15 protein-coding genes are annotated in these 16156 nt (G+C 62.1%); 7 read left to right on the top strand and 8 right to left on the bottom strand.

What is annotated here, in order from left to right; all coding sequences use genetic code 11:
* Nucleotides 1–7: 7 nt before the first annotated feature.
* From PMI03_RS09090 to PMI03_RS09065, 6 genes are all read right to left on the bottom strand, one after another.
* On the bottom strand, nucleotides 8–1090 hold the full coding sequence (locus tag PMI03_RS09090) for an ABC transporter ATP-binding protein (RefSeq protein ID WP_007692202.1): 1083 nt from the start codon (nucleotides 1088–1090) through the stop codon (nucleotides 8–10).
* Between the two features lie 657 nt (nucleotides 1091–1747).
* Nucleotides 1748–2776, bottom strand: a complete 1029-nt coding sequence (locus PMI03_RS09085; RefSeq protein WP_007692200.1) for a zinc transporter ZntB — start codon at nucleotides 2774–2776, stop codon at nucleotides 1748–1750.
* Nucleotides 2777–2897: 121 nt separating this feature from the next.
* Nucleotides 2898–3296 carry a VOC family protein gene (locus PMI03_RS09080; RefSeq protein WP_007692197.1) on the bottom strand — a complete coding sequence of 133 codons (399 nt, stop codon included), beginning with the start codon at nucleotides 3294–3296 and terminating at the stop codon, nucleotides 2898–2900.
* Nucleotides 3297–3475: 179 nt separating this feature from the next.
* On the bottom strand, nucleotides 3476–4117 hold the full coding sequence (locus PMI03_RS09075) for a ThuA domain-containing protein (RefSeq protein ID WP_007692195.1): 642 nt from the start codon (nucleotides 4115–4117) through the stop codon (nucleotides 3476–3478).
* A gap of 24 nt (nucleotides 4118–4141) precedes the next feature.
* Nucleotides 4142–5242 (bottom strand): Gfo/Idh/MocA family protein, encoded by a 1101-nt coding sequence (locus PMI03_RS09070; protein WP_007692194.1) that lies wholly within the window; start codon nucleotides 5240–5242, stop codon nucleotides 4142–4144.
* A 40-nt stretch (nucleotides 5243–5282) separates the two neighbouring features.
* The gene (locus tag PMI03_RS09065; protein ID WP_039973706.1) at nucleotides 5283–6485 is read right to left on the bottom strand and encodes an ROK family transcriptional regulator; all 1203 of its coding nucleotides are present in this window, start codon (nucleotides 6483–6485) and stop codon (nucleotides 5283–5285) included.
* Between the two features lie 218 nt (nucleotides 6486–6703).
* On the opposite strand from PMI03_RS09065, the gene PMI03_RS09060 reads away from it, so the two are divergent.
* The 4 genes from PMI03_RS09060 (at nucleotide 6704) to PMI03_RS09045 (ending at nucleotide 10957) form a co-directional block, all read left to right on the top strand.
* Nucleotides 6704–8014 carry an ABC transporter substrate-binding protein gene (locus tag PMI03_RS09060; RefSeq protein ID WP_007692192.1) on the top strand — a complete coding sequence of 437 codons (1311 nt, stop codon included), beginning with the start codon at nucleotides 6704–6706 and terminating at the stop codon, nucleotides 8012–8014.
* A gap of 72 nt (nucleotides 8015–8086) precedes the next feature.
* A complete protein-coding gene (locus PMI03_RS09055) occupies nucleotides 8087–9025 on the top strand; it encodes a carbohydrate ABC transporter permease (RefSeq protein WP_007692191.1) in 939 nt (312 codons plus the stop codon).
* A complete protein-coding gene (locus PMI03_RS09050; protein WP_007692188.1) occupies nucleotides 9018–9866 on the top strand; it encodes a carbohydrate ABC transporter permease in 849 nt (282 codons plus the stop codon). Before PMI03_RS09055 ends, PMI03_RS09050 begins: the two co-directional genes overlap by 8 nt.
* A gap of 20 nt (nucleotides 9867–9886) precedes the next feature.
* Nucleotides 9887–10957 carry an ABC transporter ATP-binding protein gene (locus PMI03_RS09045; RefSeq protein WP_007692180.1) on the top strand — a complete coding sequence of 357 codons (1071 nt, stop codon included), beginning with the start codon at nucleotides 9887–9889 and terminating at the stop codon, nucleotides 10955–10957.
* Here PMI03_RS09045 and PMI03_RS09040 read toward each other — a convergent pair.
* Both PMI03_RS09040 and PMI03_RS09035 read right to left on the bottom strand, forming a co-directional pair.
* Nucleotides 10954–11331: a DUF427 domain-containing protein gene (locus PMI03_RS09040; RefSeq protein ID WP_007692178.1), complete on the bottom strand. Its 378-nt coding sequence runs from the start codon at nucleotides 11329–11331 to the stop codon at nucleotides 10954–10956. The genes PMI03_RS09045 and PMI03_RS09040 overlap by 4 nt on opposite strands.
* Nucleotides 11332–11397: 66 nt before the next feature.
* Complete coding sequence (locus PMI03_RS09035) at nucleotides 11398–12024, bottom strand: TetR/AcrR family transcriptional regulator (protein WP_052034267.1); 627 nt, start codon at nucleotides 12022–12024, stop codon at nucleotides 11398–11400.
* Nucleotides 12025–12331: 307 nt separating this feature from the next.
* On the opposite strand from PMI03_RS09035, the gene PMI03_RS09030 reads away from it, so the two are divergent.
* From PMI03_RS09030 to PMI03_RS09020, 3 genes are read left to right on the top strand one after another with little or no spacing between them, the layout of a single operon-like run.
* The gene (locus PMI03_RS09030; RefSeq protein WP_007692174.1) at nucleotides 12332–12799 is read left to right on the top strand and encodes a (2Fe-2S)-binding protein; all 468 of its coding nucleotides are present in this window, start codon (nucleotides 12332–12334) and stop codon (nucleotides 12797–12799) included.
* Nucleotides 12796–13779 (top strand): xanthine dehydrogenase family protein subunit M, encoded by a 984-nt coding sequence (locus tag PMI03_RS09025; RefSeq protein WP_007692172.1) that lies wholly within the window; start codon nucleotides 12796–12798, stop codon nucleotides 13777–13779. Before PMI03_RS09030 ends, PMI03_RS09025 begins: the two co-directional genes overlap by 4 nt.
* On the top strand, nucleotides 13776–16064 hold the full coding sequence (locus PMI03_RS09020) for a xanthine dehydrogenase family protein molybdopterin-binding subunit (protein ID WP_007692170.1): 2289 nt from the start codon (nucleotides 13776–13778) through the stop codon (nucleotides 16062–16064). Before PMI03_RS09025 ends, PMI03_RS09020 begins: the two co-directional genes overlap by 4 nt.
* Nucleotides 16065–16156: the final 92 nt, after the last annotated feature.

The following is a 16156-nucleotide window of genomic DNA, read 5'->3' as shown; positions in this document are numbered from 1 at the left end:
TCTCTCCTCAGGCTGCCCGTTGGAGGGCGGGTGTAACGGCGGCGCCATCGGTGTCGAACACCATGATGTGGCGCGGGTCGATGTAGACGTCGATCGCATCGTCGACATCGATGTCCTGCACGCCCTGGGTCAGCATCACCCAGCGCCGGTCGGCGAAATCGATGTGGATGTAGCTTTCCGAACCGGTGATCTCGGTCACCATCACCCGCGCCGGCGCGGCGACGGCTTCCGGCGTCTGCGGCTTCAGCGCCAGATGGTGCGGCTGGAATGCGATCGTATAGGGGCCGTCCGGCCGGTCCTCAAGGCCCGACGGTACGGGCAGGCGAATGCTGTCGTTCAGCACGAAGAGGTTGTCGCGCTTATCGAGCGTGATGGTGTTCAGCGGCGGATCGGCGAAGGTGGTGGCGGTCATCAGGTCCTTCGGGCTGCGGAAGACGTCGATCGTCGGCCCGAACTGCGTGATGCGGCCCTGCGATAGGGTTGCTGTGTTGCCGCCCAGAAGCAGTGCCTCGGAAGGCTCGGTCGTGGCATAGACGAAGATAGCGCCGGATTCGGCGAAGATTTTCGGCAGTTCGGCGCGCAGTTCCTCGCGCAACTTGTAGTCGAGATTGGCGAGCGGCTCGTCGAGCAACACCAGGCCGGCATTCTTGACGATGGCGCGGGCCAGCGCCGTGCGCTGCTGCTGGCCGCCGGAAAGGCTGAGCGGCAGGCGATCGAGGAAGGGGCCGAGCCGCAAGAGATCGGCGGCTTTTTTCACCTCACGGTCGATCGTCTCCGCGTCGGTGCCGCCAAGGCGCATGGGCGAGGCGATGTTGTCGTAGACGGTCATCGCCGGATAATTGATGAATTGCTGGTAGACCATAGCGACGTTGCGGCGCTGCACGGGAACGCCGGTGACGTCAGCGTCGTCGACATGGATCGTCCCCGTCGTCGGCTTGTCGAGGCCGGCCATCAGCCGCATCAGCGAGGTCTTGCCCGACAGTGTCGGTCCAAGGAGGACATTCAGCGTGCCGCGCTGCAGCGTCAGATTCGTTTCGGCGATATGCGTTTCGCCGCTGACCGATTTCGACACGTTTCTGAGTTCAAGCACGATAGATTCCTTCCATGCGCGGCACGTCGATGCCGCTGCGAGGAGATTGATAGTTCTGGGTCGGTTACGTCTTACGGGGTGATGTTTTTTGCCCAAGCCAGCCCGGCACTTGTCACGCGCGGTTGCGCGCCGATGCCAGATTCCGAATGGTGAAATGCTCTTAGGAAAATGCGGCGTCTGAAGCTCGATGCAAAAGATCCGCCTTCGCGCAGGCTATGGCGCGCAGGCCGAATGGCAATGCAGCTTGCTCTGCGGGCAGCGCCATTTTTGCTATCGATTCGATCTATGGACAATGGATCCTCCCCCTGTTTCACTTTGCGCCCCTCAAGCGAAAACCGAAACCATAACGACGATAAATGAAGATAAAGGAATGTCAAACGAAAACTGGTCGCGTTTCAGTTTCGCTTCATAAATCTCATTTTCGTGCTTTTTTAGGGGCTTATAATAAGAAAGGTAACCGATTGATCCGGATGGGAAATGGCGCGAAATCCATGTCCGGACGAGAAAAGGCGGAGCAGCGTCTCCCGGCTGTTCCCGCATTTTTCTCCATATGAGCGAGGCTTAAACATCCGGCGGAAAAGCCGTGTGTAAGATTGCCGGCCGCGTATCCGAAAGCATCGCCCTTCGCGTCCGGCGCGGCTGAAGTTCGGGTCGGGTCTAAAGCCAGTTGATGCGCTTCAGCACCCAGAGGGTGGCGATCGACGTAACCGTCACGAAGAGGACGATGACGACGAAGGCCCAGGTGTCGTTGACGCCGGGAATGCCGCCGACATTCATGCCGAACAGGCCGGCCACCACGCTCGGCGGCAGCAGCAGCGCCGCAAGCGCGGCGAGGCGGTTGGAGTTGCGGGCGATGCGCTCGCTGATGACGGTCGACAAGTCGTCATGCAGGATGCTGGTGCGGTCGCGGATAGCGTCGAGATATTCGATGTAGCGCATCAGCTTGTCGATGACCTCGCGCATGCGCAGCTTGTCGCGTTCGGCAAGCCAGGGCGCATCGTCATGTTCGATGCGGTTCAGCGCATCGCGCTGTGGCGCCAGATAACGGCGAAGCTGCACGGCACGCCGGCGCAACAGTTTCAGGCGCTCGCGCACCTGGCCGGCTTCGCCGTGAAAAATCAGCTCGTCAAGCTCATCCACCTCCTCGTCCATGGCGTCGAGCACGGGTTCGAGATCGCGCACCAGCTTGTCGCCGATCAAAGCGAGCAGTTCGCCGGAGCGCTGCGGACCTTTTTTCTTTTCCAGCGACAGGCGGATATCGCGCAGCGCCGTGATGTAGTGGCCGCTGTCGCGTAGCGAAACGATGCGGCTGCCATCGACCCAGAGATGCAGGGGCACGAGGTCGATATCGGTGGGCTTCTGTGTCGTTCCATCCGGCGATGTCGCGCAGACGCCGCGCAGGATGATCAGCAGCCCGTCGCCCACCGGCTCGACGCGCGGACGGGATTCTTCCTCCAGGAGCGCTTCGATCACGAAAGGATCAAGGCCGCTCTTGTGGGTGATCCAATCGGCAGTGGCGGGATGATCGCGTTCGAAATGCAGCCAGGTGACGCCCTCTCCGGGCTTGCAGGAGCCGACCTGATCCGTGCTGAGCTGCCTGCAGCCGCCATGTCCGTCGAGCAGGGAGGCGAAACGCAATCCCGGTTCGGTGCCATAGCTGACAGTCGAGCTGTTCGTTGCTTCCATGGCGCCTTGATCCATCCCACCCCCATGGCAGCAAAAAGCGCAAGCATCACCGGAGTTTGTGGTGTGCTGGTGGGTAGCTTATCAGTTCGGATCAAAGAGGCAAGGTGCCTACCCCTCACCATCAATCGGGAGAATTGAAGACGGCTTCGATATGATGGCCATCCGGATCGATCACGAATGCCGCAAAATAATGTGGCCCGTAATGGGATCGGAGGCCGGGGGCACCGTTGTCCATTGCCCCATGCTGGATAGCCGCCTCATAAAAATCGACAACGCCTTGCCTGCTCGGAGAGGCCAAGGCCAGGTGAAAACCCGGACCGGGCGGCCGCTGCTCTTCCGGACGAAACTTCAACGCCAGCTTATCGCCGCCGCCGGCAATGCCGTAGCCAACGGCCTGATCCGCTTCTCCCGGCCTGAGATCTTCCCAGACGCGAACATATCCGAGTGGGGCAAGAGCCGCGTCATAGAATGTCGCGGCGCGTTCAATGTTGGAGACGCCGAAGGAAATATGATGAAGCATATGTCTGGAAACTCCGGTTTCGGATTAGTTCTCGTACATCTCAGAACATGCAAGGCGGGAATATAATCTTCGTAGTGCATTTTTCAAACAGAAAACCGCCCGGAACAACTTGCTGCGGGCGGCTCCAGGTGATCATTGGATGCAGCGGCTACCTGTGGCTAGCCTCAACCAGCTCGTCGTCAACGCGCCGCCCAGTTGGCGCCGCGGCGGAAGATGGTTTTCATTTGCGGCACGCTGAATTCCTTGGCCTGGTGACCGAGCGAGGAATAGAAGACGCGGCCCTTGCCGTATTTGCGCTTCCAGGCGACCGGCATGACGACGCCGTCGATCCAGTAAGCGTGATCGCCGGTGAAGGTGGTGGTCGCCAGCACTTCATTCGACGGGTCGACATGCATGTAATATTGCTCCGACGTGTAGGGGAAGTCGGTGATCCCCTCCATGATCGGGTCGTCATGCCGGGTGATGTTGACGGTGTAGTCGATGATGTTGCCGGGATGGGCGACCCACTGGCCGCCGATGATGAATTGGTATTCAACACTTTCGCGGAAACTGTCACCAGCACCGCCATGATAGCCGGCAATGCCGACGCCGCTTTCGATGGCCTCGGCGAGATTCTTCACCTCTTCCTTCTCGATCTTCGACATGGTGACGATCGGGACGATCAGGCTGAGATCGTGGATCGACGGATCGGCGAAGGCTTCGGTGCTGTTTTCGAGGTAGACCTTGAAGCCGTCCTCCTCCAGCATGTCGCGGATGATATGGGCGCATTCCTGCGGTTCGTGGCCGCTCCAGCCGCCCCAGACGATAAGTGCTTCACGCATGATATTCCTCCTGAAATTGCGCGGTTAACGACCGATTTTTCCGTCCACGAGGGACTCTGACAGAGGGGCCGGACGTTCCGTTTGTGTGGTGATGGTGATCGTGCGACCGCTGTCCGAGGCCGTCTGGAAGGCTTCCATGACCTCGAGCACATGCAGCGCCAGGCTGCCATTGGCGCGATGCGGCCGGTTGGAGCGGATGGCGTGGGCGAGATCCGCGACGCCGAGCGAGCGATAATTGCCGTCGGCATAGGGCGCCGTGACCTCGCGCCCCTCGAACTGGCCACCCTTCCTCAGATACTCGACCTCGCCGCCGAAATGGTTCGGATCGGGCACGATCAGCGTGCCTTCGGTGCCGTAGACCTCGAGCGGCACATGCTTGTGGCCGGCAACGTCGAAGCTCATGCCGATCTGCACGACGGCACCGCTGGCAAAGGCCATGACGCCGGCGACGTGGGTCGGCACATGCACGGGGATGTGCTCGCCGTTGCGTGGTTCGCTGGTGATGATGCGCTCCTTGCGCGGCGTCACGGTAAAGCCCGCGACCTGGGAGACCGGGCCGAGCAGGTTGACGAGGTCGGTGATGTAATAGGGACCCATGTCGAGCATCGGCCCGCCGCCGACTTCATAATAGAAAGCCGGATTCGGATGCCAGCGTTCATGGCCGGGGCACATGAAGGTGGCGGTGCCGCCGACCGGAATGCCGATCGCGCCTTCGTCGATGATGGAGCGCGCCGTCTGGTGTCCGCCGCCGAGGAAGGTGTCGGGGGCCGCGCCGATGCGCAGGCCCTTGGCGGCGGCGGCATCCGCGAGCGTCTTGCCCTCGGCGAAATTGATGCCGAGCGGCTTTTCCGAATAGGTGTGCTTACCGGCGTCGAGCGCCTGCAAGCCGACGGCGACATGCGCCTTCGGAATGGTCAGGTTGACGATGATCTCGATCGAGGGATCGGCGAAGAGGGCTGCGATATCGACGGCCTTCAGACCGAATTCGGCGGCTTTGGCTTCGGCCAGTTCGCGATTGAGGTCTGCGACGCCTTTGATGTCGAGAATGGGAAACGATTTCATCGCTTTGAGATAGGCGCCGGAAATGTTCCCGCAGCCAATAATGCCAATGCCGACCTTTTCCATAAAACTTCCTCCAAATGAAATGCTTGTCCGTCCTTGCGGGTCAGAGGGCCGATGCCGGCCCCGTCGTTCCCCAAGGCGATTCATAGAGCTCGCGCAGTGCGACGACCGCCGCACCCTGCGCCCAGGTTTCGTCCGTCGACTGGTCGAAGACGAGTTCCGTCACCCCCTTGATCGAGGGCGGGATCGCCAGGGAATAGGCTTCCCGGAGGCTGTCGAGGAAAGGCTGGCCGAGCGCCAGGCTCGATCCCACAAGAATGACGCGTGGCGGCGCGAAGAGCGTGACGATGTTGGCGAGTGCCATGCCGCAGGCCTCGCCGGCGCGGATGGCTGCATTGATCAACGCGTTGTCCTCGGCGGCGATCAGGGTTTTCGCATGTGCCATGCCGCGTCCGAGGCGAATGGCTTCGGCAAAACGGCCGTTCGGCTGATCGCCGAGAATGGCGCTTTCGCCGGCAAGGCTTGCAAGCCTCACTGTGCCTTGCGGTCCTATGCCAAGAACAAGATCACCAAGATTGTGGCTCAGGCCGCCAGCGCCGCGAAAGAGCTGGCCGGCATGCAAGACGCCAAGGCCGAGCGTCTGCTCCAGCGACACCAGCACCATGTCGTCGAGGTCCCGTGCCTGGCCGAACCAGTGGTGTGCCAGCGTGATGGCATGGGCATCGCTCTCGACGATGGTGGGGACGCCCAATCGTTCGGACATTTCTCTGGCGAAATCGACGCCGCTCTCGCGGAAGATCGGGCTCGAGCGAACATGGCCGGTGCGGTGCTCGATGACGCCGGGCAGGCCGAGGCAAACGGAATCGATCTCGTCCAGCGCCAGGTCGGCATCGACGACGCAGCGGCGCACGCCATCTTCGATCAGGTCGGCAATGACGCTGATCGGCTGGCGGTCGACGCGAAGGGCAAGCGTCAGCGTCGACAAGACCTCGCCGCGGAAATCGGCGACGACGAAGACCATGCGGTTGGCGGCGATCTTTGCGCCGACGACACGGGCGGCGTCCGGATTGAGCTCCAGCATGACGCGCGGCCGGCCACGGGCGGCGGCCTCACGCAGATCGCCTTCGGTGCGGGCCAGGATCAGGCCGTCATCGAGGAGCGAAGCGGTGATGGCCGAAACCGTGGTGGTGGAAAGCTGGGTGCTTTCGCTGATTTCGATACGTGCGATGGAACCCGCTCGCCGGATCGTATCCAGCACATTGAAGCGGTTTATCGCCCGCATAAGCTCGGGATCTGCTGTTTTCATGAGAATGGTACCGAATGACGTTTCCGCTCGGTTGCGGCCTGGTATTTTTGACGGGATGCGAATTAAATAGCCTATGCTTACAGTCTGATGTCAAGCCGCTCGGGCCGATTTTGCCGAAAATTTAGGAATGGTGGTTGACATTTCAGCAAAGCTCCGTTGAATTAATCCGCATAAGGGAAAAAATATAGAGGCTGTTGTTCCCTTGGGAGGAGACAATCATGTTTTATGAACGTGGGGCGAAGGCCCTTCGCGGCGTGCGTATTGCCGCCATTGCTGCTGCCACGGGACTTGCGATGCTTTCCGGCGCGACCAGCGCCGCGGCTGACACGGTCGTCAAGTGGCTACATCTCGAAACCGATCCAAACTATGTGGCCGTCTGGCGCAAGATCGCCGATCAGTATGAAGCCCAGCATCCGGGCGTGAAGATCCAGATGCAGTTCCTGGCGAACGAGGCGTTCAAGGCAAAGCTGCCGACGCTGCTGCAATCGAGCGACGCACCGGATTTCTTCTTCAGCTGGGGCGGCGGCGTGCTGAAGCAGCAGGAGCAGACCGGCACGCTGATGGACCTGACCGCGGCGATGAACGCCAAGGACGGCGCCTGGCTGAAGGCCTATAATCCGGCGGCGGTCAAGGGTCTCACCTTCGACGACAAGATCAGCGCCGTACCCTACAAGCTCGGCACGGTTTCCTTCTTCTACAACAAGGCGCTCTTCGCCAAGGCCGGCGTCGACGCCACTGCCATCAAGACCTGGGACGACTATCTGGCCGCGGTCAAGAAGATCAAGGCGGCCGGTATTGCACCGATTGCCGGCGGTGGCGGCGAGAAGTGGCCGATCCACTTCTACTGGAGCTATCTGGTGATGCGCGACGGCGGCCAGCCGGTCTTCACCGCGGCCAAGACCGGCCAGGGCAACGGCTTCAACGATCCGGCGATCATCAAGGCGGGCGAGCAGCTCGCAGAGCTCGGCAAGCTCGAGCCGTTCCAGCCGGGCTATCTTGGCGCCACCTGGCCGCAGGCGCTCGGCATCTTCGGCGATGGCAAGGCCGCGATGATCCTCGGTTTCGAAAATACCGTCGCCAACCAGCGCACCAATTCCGGTGACGGCAAGGGCCTGGCCGACGACAATGTCGGCCGCTTCGCCTTCCCGGCGGTCACCGGCGGTGCCGGTCTCGCGACCGATACGCTCGGCGGCCTGAACGGCTGGGCCGTGACCAAGAAGGCCCCGCCGGAAGCGCTCGATTTTCTTGCCTATCTCACCAATGCGGAGAATGAACGCACGATGGCGCAGGCCGGCATGCTCATTCCGGCGACGGTCGGCTCCGAAGACGGCGTCAAGGGGCCGCTGATGGGCGACGCCGCCGAACAGCTGGCGCATTCGACCTGGCACCAGAACTTCTTCGATCAGGATCTCGGCCCTTCCGTCGGCCGTGTCGTCAACGACGTCGCGGTCGGCATCGTCTCGGGCCAGATCACGCCGAAGGACGGCGCGCAGCAGGTCCAGGACGCTTTCGAGCAGGATCAGCTCTAACTTCGGCGGGCGCCGGCAAACCATCTTCGCCGGCGCCATTCCTCTTTCGAATTGCAAATGTCGAGACTGTCCATGACCGATGTCAGCGCAACGACCGCTATCCGGCCCATCTCTAGAGCGAGACCTGCGGCGCGACGAAAATCGCCGGCCGCGCGCGGTCGCATGCCCGTCATCCTGCTGTTTCTGCCGCCGGCGCTTCTGCTGTTCTCCATCTTCGTCATTCTGCCGATGGGAGAGGCCGCCTGGTACAGCCTTTACCGATGGAATGGCTACGGATTGCCGACGGAGTTTGTGGGCCTGCGTAATTTCCAGGTGCTGTTCAAGAATGCCGCGTTCCTGACCTCGCTCAAGAACAACGCGCTGATTATCGTGGTGTCGATCGCCGTGCAGGTGCCGCTTGCGATTTGGCTCGCGACCATGCTGGCGCACCGTATTCACGGTGTCGTGCTCTTTCGGCTGATCTTCTTTTTGCCCTACGTGCTGGCGGAAGTGGCAGCAGGCCTGATCTGGCGCTTCGTTTATGATGGCGACTACGGCCTGTTTGCCGCGATCGCGCACTTCCTCGGAACCGCCACGCCCTACGTGCTCGCCGACAAGGATCTGGCGATGTACGCGGTGCTTGGCGTGATCGTATGGAAATATTTCGGCTTCCACATGATGCTGTTTATCGCCGGGCTGCAATCCCTAGACAAGAGTGTGCTGGAAGCGGCTGAAATCGACGGCGCCACCGGCTGGCAGAAATTCCGCTATGTCACGCTGCCGCTGCTCGGCTCGACCTTACGCCTGTCGGTGTTCTTCGCGGTTGTCGGCTCGCTGCAGCTCTTCGATATGATCATGCCGCTTACCGGCGGCGGACCGTTCAACTCGACGCAGACGATGGTGACCTTCCTCTACAATTTCGGCGTCACCCGCATGCAGGTCGGCCTCGGCAGCGCCGTCGGCGTTGTGCTGTTCGTCATCTGCGTCACCCTCGCCTTCGGCTACAAACGGATATTTATGCGCAATGACTGATATCGCCTCATCCGTTCGACTGAAGATCGGCACGAAGATCTATCTCTATGCGTCGTTGACCATCATCGCCGCCATCGTGTTGATCCCGCTGCTCACGACCATGCTCGGCGGCTTCAAGTCGCTGGGGGATCTCCGGGTCAATCCCTTCGGCCTGCCAGCCGAGTGGCATTTCGAGAACTATACCGGCATCCTGTTCGGCGACCGCTACTGGCGGCAGATGATGAACTCGCTGATCATCGCGGTGCTGACCGTGTTTCTCACGGTATCGGTCTCGGCGATGGCGGCCTTCGCCTTCGCGCATATCAAATTCTTCGGCTCGAACTTCCTGCTCAACTATTTCCTGATCGGGCTGATGTTTCCGGCGGCAACGGCGATCCTGCCGCTGTTCATCCGCATCCGTGATCTCGGCTTGCTCAATACCTATTGGGGCGTGGTGTTGCCGCAGGTGGCCTTCGGCCTGGGCATGAGCATTCTTCTGTTCCGAAACTATTTTCGGAACCTCCCGGAAGAATTGTTCCAGGCGGCCTTTGTCGATGGTTGCGGTTATATCCGCTTCTTCTGGCATATCTCGCTGCCGCTCTCCCGGCCGATCATCGCCACCGTCAGCATCATCTCCTTCGTCGGCAGCTGGAATAGCTACATCCTGCCGCTGATCATGCTGAACTCGGATTCGATCTATCCCTGGCCGCTCGGCATGATGGTCTATAGCGGCGAATTCGGCACGGAATGGGAACTGGTGCTGGCCTTCATCACGCTCACCATCCTGCCCACCATCATCGTCTTCTTCCTGGCGCAGAAACACATCATCGCGGGTCTCACCGCCGGTGCCGTGAAGTCCTGAGCCCCATCGGAGCAAAAAGCATGGCATCCGTCGAACTGCACAATATCCACAAGGCCTATGGCGCGCTGGCGGTCATCCACGATATCTCGCTGGCGATCGACGACGGCGAGTTCATCGCGCTCGTCGGTCCCTCCGGCTGCGGGAAATCGACCCTGTTGCGCATGATCGCTGGGCTGGAGGAAATCACCGACGGTGACGTCTCGATCGGCGGGCAGGTGGTCAACGCCATGACGCCGCGCGAGCGCAACATCGCTATGGTCTTCCAGTCCTATGCGCTTTATCCGCACATGACCGTCGCCGAGAACATGGGCTTCAATCTGAAGCTCTCGGGCGAGACGAAGCCGGTGATCGAGCAGCGGGTGAACGAAGCCGCGCGCATGCTCGACCTTACCAAGCTGCTCGACCGCAAGCCGGCGCAGCTCTCCGGCGGTCAGCGCCAGCGCGTCGCCATGGGCCGCGCCATCGTGCGCAACCCCGCCGTCTTCCTGTTCGACGAGCCCTTGTCGAACCTTGATGCAAAGCTGCGCGTGCAGATGCGCTCCGAGATCAAGGCGCTGCATCAGAAGGTGCAGACGACCTCGATCTACGTTACCCACGATCAGATCGAGGCCATGACGCTTGCCGACCGCATCGTCGTTCTGAACCAGGGCCGGATCGAGCAGCAGGGCACGCCGATCGAGCTTTATCGCCAGCCGGCCAATCTTTTCGTTGCCGGTTTCATCGGCTCGCCGGCGATGAATTTCCTCGATGGCGTGGTGGAGGGCGTCAACGGTTCGGCTTCCGTGCGGCTGACGGACGGCACGCCGCTACGCATCGCCAGCGAACGCAAGGTGCAGCCCGGCCAGAGCGTGAAGATCGGCCTGCGGCCGGAGCATCTCAGCCTGACCGGCAATGGTTCACCGCTGACTGGCCAGACGTTGCTGGTCGAGCCGACCGGCGCGCAGACGCATGTGCTGTTCGATCTTGCCGGCGAGCAGGTGACCGCCGTCGTCGACGGCGAGGCCCCGGTTCGCTACGGCGAGCAATTGAAGGTCACCGTCAATCCCGATCAGGTCTATGTCTTCGACGCGACCAGCGGGCTGACGCTTTAAGCCTCCACCCTGATCGCATCGACGCGATCGGGGTAGAAAGCCATGTAATCCCTGATCCGGCCGACGGAAGGATAGGGATTTTCGTAGGTCCAGATCGCATTCACCGAACGCTCGCCGCTGGCCGGAATGCTGTAATAGGCGCAGTCGCCCTTATAGGGGCAGTAGGTCGCGTGGTCGGTCCTCTCGAGGGCCGACATGTCGACATCCTTGCGCGGGATGTAAAGGACTGCCGGATAGGAGGCTTCCTTCAGCGACAGCGCTTCCCGTGTATCGGCGATGACCTTGCCAGCGACCGAAACGGTGACATGGGCATGCGTGTCCTCGATCGTGATGGGGTGATCGGGGCCGGGGATTTTGACCGGTTTTTCGGACATGATGGGCTCCTCGCATGTGCCTGACCATCGGCATTCAAAAAGATATAGGAACACTTCCGTGGATTATCAGGCCCCCGGCGCCCCCCAGCGCAGACCATCCATCAGCAGGCCGACGAGGCGGCGGGAGCGGTCGTGCCATTCGGGGGAGTTGGGCATGGAATAGGTGCCCGACAGTGCATGCAGCACATCCGTGCTGTCGACGTCGGCGCGGATCGAGCCGTCGGCCACCGCCCGCGCGATCAGGCTGGCGAGTACGATCGGGACCTTGCCATAGCTGTCGGCGAAGAGTTCGGAATTGCTGTTGAGCAGGATGCGCAGGCTGTCGCCCATGCCGCGCTTGGTGGCGATGTAGCCAACGAAACGGTGCATCCATTCTTCCAAAGTCCGATCGGGTGTAAGCTCGCGTGAAAGCTCCTCGGCCGCGTCGCAGAGCGCCTCGACCTCATGGCGGTAGACCGCCTCGACCAGATGTTCGCGGGTGGGAAAATGGCGATAGAGCGTGCCGACGCCGACGCTGGCGCGTCGGGCGATATCTTCGAGCGAGGCGGCGGTGCCGTGATCGGCGAAGGCTTGCGCCGCGGTTTCGATGAGCTTGTCACGATTGCGTCGTGCATCCGCGCGCAGGCTTTTACCGGCTGGCGGTGTCTGGTCCTTCGGCTCTGTCGATGGCTTGGACGCCAATTCTCGCTCCATGCGGATTGCGACTTGACGACATCGGACAAGTCTCTAGGATAATAAACGGAGGCGCCTCCGTTTAATCTGGAGTAGCAGAGGATTGTTATCGCATAAAGGGCCAAGACGCCATTGCTGTCCGATGACAGGATCTGGGACGGTGAAAGCGCGGCCCCCCGGGCGCCCCACCGCAAGCCGCATGCGCCGGCCAACGCGCGTAGTCTGATGATCTGGAGCCGGCCCGGCTGACGTCAAGAGCGGATGCCATGACCGGTCAATGCCAACGACTGCCAATTGCAAGATGAAGACCCGAACAGGGAGTGACCTGATGACCACCGTCCATCTCGATATCAATGGGCGCGAGCACGAGCTTTCGCTCGATCCGCGCGTGACGCTTCTCGATGCCCTTCGTGAGCATCTCTGTCTGACCGGCACCAAGAAAGGCTGCGACCAGGGCCAGTGCGGTGCCTGTACCGTCCATGTCGACGGCGAGCGCGTGCTTTCCTGCCTGACGCTGGCCGCCCAGGCCGAAGGCCGCAAGGTGACCACGATCGAGGGTCTGGCCGCTGAAAACGGCGACTTGCATCCCGTCCAGGCCGCCTTCCTCGAACATGATGCCTTCCAGTGCGGCTATTGCACGCCGGGGCAGATCATGTCGGCGGTTGCCTGCATCCGCGAGGGCCATGCCGGCACCGACAATGAAATCCGCGAGTATATGGCCGGCAATCTCTGTCGGTGCGGTGCCTATCCGCATATCGTCGCCGCCGTGCGCGAAGCCGCGGAGGCCGCCCGATGAAAGAGTTTTCCTATCTCCGCGCCGGCTCCGTCGATGAAGCCCGGCAGGCCAGCGCCTCTTCCGCCGTCGCATTGCTCGCCGGCGGTACCACGCTGCTCGACCTTGCCAAATGCGGTATTGCCGAGCCCGGGACGGTGGTGGATATCACCCATCTCTCCGGCCTTGATGCCATCGCTCTTACCGATCAAGGCGTTACCATCGGTGCGCTGGCAAAGATGAGCCGCGTCGCCGACGATGCCAATATCAAGGCGCAGTTCCCCGCCGTATCAGAGGCACTGTCGCTGGCGGCCTCGGCGCAGATCCGCAACATGGCGACGATCGGCGGCAATCTGATGCAGCGCACGCGCTGTCCCTATTTCCGCGATCCCGCGACCTTTGCCGCTTGCAACAAGCGCGCGCCGGGATCCGGCTGTTCCGCCGTCGGCGGGATCACCCGCAATCATGCGGTTCTCGGCACCAGCGACGCCTGCATCGCCACCAATCCCGGTGATCTTGCTGTCGCCTTGGTGGCTTTCGACGCCGTCGTGCATCTGGGCAGCCGTCAGGCAGCGATCGATGAGTTTTTCCTTGTGCCGGGCACGACCCCCGAGCGGGAGCATGCGATCTCGCCTGGCGAAATGATCACCGCAGTAACGATTCCGGCATCCGCCGCCGCGCGTCGCTCGACCTATCTCAAGGTTCGCGACCGCCAGTCCTATGAGTTTGCGGCGGCGAGCGCTGCTGTTGGCCTCGAGCTGGAGGCGGATGGCAGAACCATTCGCGATATCAGGGTGGCGCTTGGCGGTGTCGCGACCAAGCCGTGGCGCGCCCACGCCGTTGAAGCGGCTTTGAGGGGCAAGGTGCTGGAGGCGGGTGCGGTCAAGCGCGCCAGCCTGTTTGCTGTCGAAGGCGCCGTCGATCATGGCGCCAATCACTACAAGATCGAGCTTGCGCCGCGTGTCGTCGAGCGCGCCATCCTGACGATGGGAGAGATAGTATGACCATCATGGAAACCAGAAAGCACGGCGCAGCTGACGGTGCTCTCGGCGGACGCCTGTCGCGCCTTGACGGCACCGCAAAGATCAAGGGCGAGGCCGATTATGCCGTCGAGCGTGATCTCGAGGGGCTCGCCCATGGGGTAATGGTGCAAAGCACGATAGCCGCCGGCCGCATCACCAGCATTGATATCTCGGCGGCGGAAGCCGCGCCGGGCGTCCTGCTGGTGCTGACGCCGGACACCATGCCGGATCTGAACTCGCCGACCACCTGGCTCGATACGCCAGGTCCGGAAGGCCCGTACCGGGCGCTGACCAGTGACATCACCTATAGCGGCCAGCATGTCGCCATCGTCGTTGCCGAAACCTTCGAGCAGGCAACGGCGGCGGCGGCGTTGGTGAAGGTGAGCTATGAGGAAGCGCCGGCCGTCTATAGCCTTGAGGATCCGAAGGGTGGCGAGGGTTTTCCGCTCGACCCGATGACCAAGGAATGGGGCGATGCCGCAGCCGCCCTTGCCGCCGCGCCCGTCAGGATCGAAGCGGAATACAAGACGCCGCGCGAATACAACGTGCCGATCGAGCCGCATGGGCTGATCGCCAAGTGGGACGGCGACAGGCTGACCCTTTGGGAGGCCAGCCAATGGATCGACGGCATGGCACGCACCTATGCCGAATGGTTCGGCGTGCCCTTCGAGAATGTGCGGATGATCTCGCCCTATATCGGCGGCGGCTTCGGCTCCAAGGCACTCGCCTTGCCGCACGGCGCGGTCGGCGTCATGGCGGCGAAGCTGCTTGGCCGTCCGGTCAAGCTGGTCATCACCCGGCCGCAGACTTTCACGTCTTTCGGTGGACGTCCCGGCACGCGTCAGACGATCGCACTCGGCGCCACAAAGGACGGCAAGCTCACCTCCATCGTCCAGACCGGCGCCAACGAGACGTCGATGGGTGATGTGGCCGTCGAGCCGCTGGGTGTGGTCACTGCGATCATGTATGCGACGCCCAATCTCTCGTCGCAGCAGAACATCGTAAGGGTGAATACAGTCAAGCCCGGTGCCCTGCGCGCTCCCGGCGAAAACCCGAGCGCCTTCGGCATCGAAAGCGCCATGGACGAGCTTGCCTATGAACTCGGCATGGACCCGCTGGAAATTCGGCTGCTGAACTATGCCGAGCGGGATCAGGAGGCGGACAAGCCCTGGTCGACGCGGCAATTGCGCGAGGCTTTCGATGCTGGCGCGAAGGCGTTCGGCTGGGCGAAGCGCTCGCATGCACCGCGCTCGATGCGCCACGGCAAGCAGTTGATCGGCTGGGGCGTCGGTGCCGGCACCTATCCGGTGCGCCGCACGCCGGGCGAGGCGCTGGTGCGGATCCTGGCCGACGGATCGGCGGAGGTGGCAAGCAGCGGCATCGACATGGGGCAGGGGACCTATACGATCCTGGCGCAGACGGCGGCGGAAACGCTCGGCATTCCGATCGAGCAGATCCGCGTCAAGCTCGGCGATTCCGCCCTGCCGCGCGCGCCGGTCGCCGGCGGCTCGCAGCTCGCCAACCTGATGACCGGTGCCGTCTACAAGGCGGCGATCGCCGCCCGCGATGAGCTCGTGGGCCTTGCGATCAACGATCCCAATTCGCCGCTTCGCGATCTTCAGGCCAATACGCTGACCGTCTCCGAAGGCCGCATCCTGCCGCCGCGCGATGGCGGCGACGGTATCGCCATTGCCGATCTGTTGCGGCAGATCGGTCGCGACAAGATCGAGGTGCTGCGCAACACCTTGCCGGACGACAAGCAAAGCAAGGCGGATATCTACCGCAACTTCTCGACCATCGCGACCATGCGGTCGCCGACGGAGGGCGAGTATTCGCTGCATAGCTGGTGCGCGCATTTCATTGAAGTGTGGGTCGACGAGGATTTCGGCACTGTACGCGTCTCGCGCGTCGTCTCGGCGCTTGATTCAGGCCGGCTTTACAATCCGAAGCTTGCCGAAAGCCAGTGGAAAGGCGGCATCATCATGGGTATCGGCCAGGCGCTGCTCGAGGAGGGCATTGTCGATGGACGTTACGCGCGCGTCATCAACAACAATCTCGGCGACTATCTCGTGCCGACCAACGCCGATATCCCCGATATCGAGGTGATCAATGTCGGCATTCCCGACCCCCATGCCTCCGTGCTCGGCGGCAAGGCGGTCGGCGAACTGGCGATCGTCGGTGTCGCTCCGGCCATTGCCAATGCGGTCTTCCATGCCACCGGCAAGCGCATCCGCGAACTGCCGATCACACTGGAGAAGCTTCTGTAGGTTGGAGGGGCCAGGGGGTGGTCGGGCGCACACAGTATTCTGCGCCTGATCATCCCTTCGGGAGACCCCGCGCATGATGGTGCGATAGCCTG

It is taken from the genome of Rhizobium sp. AP16 (genome assembly GCF_000281735.1).
Taxonomy (GTDB): domain Bacteria; phylum Pseudomonadota; class Alphaproteobacteria; order Rhizobiales; family Rhizobiaceae; genus Rhizobium; species Rhizobium rhizogenes.
Note: the sequence above shows the minus strand (reverse complement) of the source record. Positions and strands in the feature narration are given on the sequence as shown.